General features: G+C 51.0%; 7 protein-coding genes. All 7 read left to right on the forward strand.

Translation table 11 applies throughout. The features are described from left to right. A partial coding sequence (locus ACESLK_RS29985) for a hypothetical protein (protein WP_373233518.1) occupies positions 1 to 209 on the forward strand: 209 nt, incomplete at its 5' end. Between the two features lie 56 nt (positions 210 to 265). Then, entirely contained in the window at positions 266 to 529 is a 264-nt protein-coding gene (locus tag ACESLK_RS29990; RefSeq protein ID WP_373233519.1) for a hypothetical protein, read from the forward strand. After that, positions 526 to 1,191: a DUF2306 domain-containing protein gene (locus tag ACESLK_RS29995; RefSeq protein WP_373233520.1), complete on the forward strand. Its 666-nt coding sequence runs from the start codon at positions 526 to 528 to the stop codon at positions 1,189 to 1,191. Before ACESLK_RS29990 ends, ACESLK_RS29995 begins: the two co-directional genes overlap by 4 nt. A 17-nt stretch (positions 1,192 to 1,208) precedes the next feature. Then, the gene (locus ACESLK_RS30000) at positions 1,209 to 2,222 is read left to right on the forward strand and encodes an NAD(P)-dependent alcohol dehydrogenase (protein WP_373233521.1); all 1,014 of its coding nucleotides are present in this window, start codon (positions 1,209 to 1,211) and stop codon (positions 2,220 to 2,222) included. A 266-nt stretch (positions 2,223 to 2,488) separates the two neighbouring features. Further along, positions 2,489 to 2,719 (forward strand): hypothetical protein, encoded by a 231-nt coding sequence (locus ACESLK_RS30005; RefSeq protein ID WP_373233522.1) that lies wholly within the window; start codon positions 2,489 to 2,491, stop codon positions 2,717 to 2,719. 31 nt (positions 2,720 to 2,750) lie between these two features. After that, on the forward strand, positions 2,751 to 3,215 hold the full coding sequence (locus ACESLK_RS30010) for a VOC family protein (protein ID WP_373233523.1): 465 nt from the start codon (positions 2,751 to 2,753) through the stop codon (positions 3,213 to 3,215). Between the two features lie 269 nt (positions 3,216 to 3,484). Then, positions 3,485 to 3,728: GNAT family N-acetyltransferase (locus ACESLK_RS30015; protein ID WP_373233525.1), on the forward strand; the 244-nt coding region annotated here is incomplete at its 3' end.

Genomic DNA, 3,728 nt, shown 5'->3' on the forward strand with positions numbered 1-3,728 from the left:
CACCAGCCTTATACCAATCTAAGACTGATTATATCAAATTGCCACAAACCGGAGCAATAAGAGCTTCCAGGCTTCGCCTGGCCGCTATTCATCCCCTCCCTGTAGAGGAAGGGGACTTCTCTCGGGATGCCGTTAAAAAAATCACCACGTTAATCACCACATCTGGTGATGCGGTCTCACCACATGAGCATGTAGGTTTGATTATGTAAGGAACACAAGTAACGACGTGGAGACGCTTCCGCGGGAGGAACTGAAGGAGGTAAATATGAGTGAAACACACGGTTCCGCAGGGGAACATCACAAACCCGATCTGTACGAAATTCGACTCAAGGGTCACCTTGATGTCCGGTGGACTGACTGGTTCGAGGGGCTCAATCTCATCCACGAAAGCGACGGAACAACCTTCCTCACTGTTCAGGTAGTCGATCAGCCCGCATTACACGGCTTGCTCAGGAAGGTTCGCGATCTCGGCTTGCCGTTGGTCTCGGTCATTCAGGTTCGCCCCAATCAGGCGAACGGTCCAATATGATAAAAGAACGCTCGGCCAAGCGGCTTGTCGCCGCATTGCTCTTACTAAGCGTCATTCCGCTCGCCGCCGGAGTCTTCCGACTCATCTCGTTAATCGGCGGCGCGGAAATGACGCCGGACAACGCACGGTTCTTTGAGATGCCTCTGCCGGTGGTGTTGCACATCCTAAGTGCCGGCGTGTATGCCATCCTTGGCCCGTTCCAGTTCGCGCCCGGTTTTCGGCGGCGCAAGCCGGGCTGGCACCACGCGGCCGGGCGCGTCCTGGTTCTATGCGGCCTGATGGTGGGACTTACCGGGCTGTGGATGACCTTGTTCTATCCCATCCCGTACGGCGGTAAGTTGTTGTTTGCATTGCGGCTCCTGTTCGGGTTGGCAATGGTCGTGTCCATCCTGCTCGGCTTTACCGCGATTCTGCGCAGGGACGTTAACCGGCACCGCGCCTGGATGACGCGCGGCTATGCGATCGGGCTTGGCGCGGGTACGCAGGCGCTGACCGAGATGGCGGGGACAGCAATTTTCGGCCCTCCGGGTGATTTAAGTAAGGCGCTGTACATGGGTACGGGCTGGGTCATCAACCTCGCCGTGGCCGAATGGGCCATCCGCAGAGGTTACTCCCGTCACGACTCGAAGAAACAACAGGATAAACGGAATCTGGGACTGTAGAAATGGAGGGGTTAGGGTTGAAAGCAATCGTATACGAGCGGTACGGGCCGCCGGATGTCTTGCAGTTGCGGGAGGTCGCCAAGCCGGTACCCAAAGACGACGAGATTTTAATTAAGGTTTATGCGGCAACCGCTTCAGCGGGGGATTGGCGATTACGCAAGGCAGATCCTTTCCTCGCACGGCTGTTCAACGGTTTATGGAGACCGGGGAAAATAAAGATTCTTGGTTTCGAATTAGCCGGCGTGGTCGAATCGACGGGCAAAAGCGTTACCCGATTCAAGCCGGGAGATGCCGTGTATGCCGCATGCGGTTACGGTTTCGGTGCGTATGCCGAATACAAATGCCTGCCAGAGACGGGAGGTGTCGGACCGATGCCGGCGAACATGACGTTCGAAGAGGCGGCCGCGGTTCCGGTCGGCGCCTGTACGGCCTTGCAATTTCTCCGTAAGGGCAACATCCGGCGCGGCAGCCGTGTGCTCGTCTATGGCGCTTCGGGCAGTGTCGGGACCTATGCGGTGCAGCTGGCCAAGTATTTCGGCGCGGAAGTGGTCGGAGTATGCAGCACATTGAATGTGGAGTTGGTGAGATCGCTGGGTGCCGACCGCGTAATCGATTATACGAAAGAACGGTTGTCGGATGAAGGTACGGCCTATGATATTATTTTCGATACGGTCGGGAAGAGTCCGTACAAGGTTTGCGTCAAACGTCTAAAACCGGAGGGCTTCTACTTGCAAGCGGTCCGCGTGAGCCCATTGCCGATTATACGAGGGTTATGGACCAACTTGACGAGCGGCAAGAAGGTGACCGGCGAATCGATGAAGGACAGCGCGGAAGATCTGATCTTTCTCAAAGAGTTGATCGAGACCGGCAAGTTGCGTTCGGTCATTGACCGCCGGTATTCGTTGGAGCAAGTGGCGGAGGCCCACCGTTACGTGGAGCAGGGCCATAAAAAGGGAAACGTGGTTATAAGCGTTCGGCAAGTGGATGATGAGAAGAGAACCGGGGGGTGCACTCCGCTTACTCCAGATTAAGCCCCGCGCCATGCGCGGGAGAACGGAGTAGAAGAACCGATGCCCATGACGGAAAAGCTCTCCTCAACTATACTGGCTACGGTTTCGCATGCCAAAGTCAGTAGCAGAGGAGGGCCTCCATGGTCATGTTCGGTGAAGTCCGAAGACTGTGTTCAACTAACTCATATTTTTGATAAAAAAATACAGTCCATTCCAGATCAAATTTGTTAAGCTGAGTTTAGCGATAGAGAACTGAGTATGTTCCGTCACAAGAGGATTTGTATCGGATGAATGGGTTGGAAGGTGGGTTGTACGCTTGTATCACGACAAGAGCCTATGGCTCAATGTCGGGAGTGCTGGAGCGGATCTATCGCTGGCTTCATATAACACCGGGTTATGAACCTGATGTCAATCGATCTTGGTATTCGTACTACATGCCTGATTTAGGAGGTAATCCGGGTGAGGGAAGGGACTTTGAACGGTCAGTTTATGTAGAGTGCTGCGTTCCTGTCGCTTAGAAACGTTAATGAACAAAGGGAGGAAATGGATATGCCTGAACATGAGGAAACCAAAGTGGAACAAATGCTGGAGGACATTACCGGTATGACTTGTATTTATGTACCGGTAAATGATGTTTACGAGTCTATTAAATGGTACCAAAAGAATTTAGGGTACCAACCTTCTAACAACGAACTTATTGAGCCTGGGATGGTGACAGCTGTTCTGAATTTTCCCGATCGGAATGGAAATCTTCCTTCGCCTGGTTTAAGGCAAGTTGTACCCGCGTTGTTCCTTCACAAATCGGACGAAGAAGGCGGTCGATTACGGTTTTCATGGTCATTGGACAGCGGAAAACCTCATGCAATGGCATGTTTTATTACACCACGGATCGAAGAGTTATATAACCGTTTCAAGGAAAACGGAGTGAATATTTTAGGAGAACGGGTGACAAGCGGACCAAACATAACGTTCGCCGATCCGGACGGTAACATATGGGAGGTTTGGCAGCCGTAATCGATTAAACAGAAACTATTACGGGAGACGATAGTTGAATAAAGAGAGAAAAAGAATGGGCCTCCTGTAAAGGATGGCCCAAAAACGCGTCTCGGTGGTGAAGCTTCGAGCATCTCCTGGAATCTGGAGAGCGCCTGTCTCGCAGTTGTTTGCCGAATGTAGCATGGGGCTTACGCTAGTTTCCTGACCCTGACGAGCATGTGGCACGGCTGAAGCATAACTTCAATTACTTGGAATACCTGCTAGCGTAATTAAAAGGAGGCTTTTATGTGCATTTAGAAAGCGAAAGAATTTATTTGCGAAAACTTGAAGAAATAGATGCACCAATCATGTTAGTTAATACAACGGATGAAGAAATACGTTATATGACAGGTACAAAACCGAAATTTACTTTAGAACAAATTCAAGCTCATATCAATAATATTAATAATGACTCTTCTCGCCATGATTTTGCTATTTGTTTAAAAGATGATGACCAAATGATTGGTGAATTATCTATTTTTGATATTGACG

Origin of the sequence: Cohnella sp. (genome assembly GCF_041640265.1) — a bacterium.
Lineage (GTDB): Bacteria > Bacillota > Bacilli > Paenibacillales > Paenibacillaceae > Cohnella.

Excerpts from the sequence above, each read along its gene's own strand:
- ACESLK_RS30010 (WP_373233523.1), top strand. The coding sequence starts at position 2,751 with ATGCCTGAACATGAGGAAACCAAAGTGGAACAAATGCTGGAGGACATT.
- ACESLK_RS30005 (WP_373233522.1), top strand. The coding sequence starts at position 2,489 with ATGAATGGGTTGGAAGGTGGGTTGTACGCTTGTATCACGACAAGAGCC.
- ACESLK_RS29995 (WP_373233520.1), top strand. The coding sequence starts at position 526 with ATGATAAAAGAACGCTCGGCCAAGCGGCTTGTCGCCGCATTGCTCTTA.
- ACESLK_RS29990 (WP_373233519.1), top strand. The coding sequence starts at position 266 with ATGAGTGAAACACACGGTTCCGCAGGGGAACATCACAAACCCGATCTG.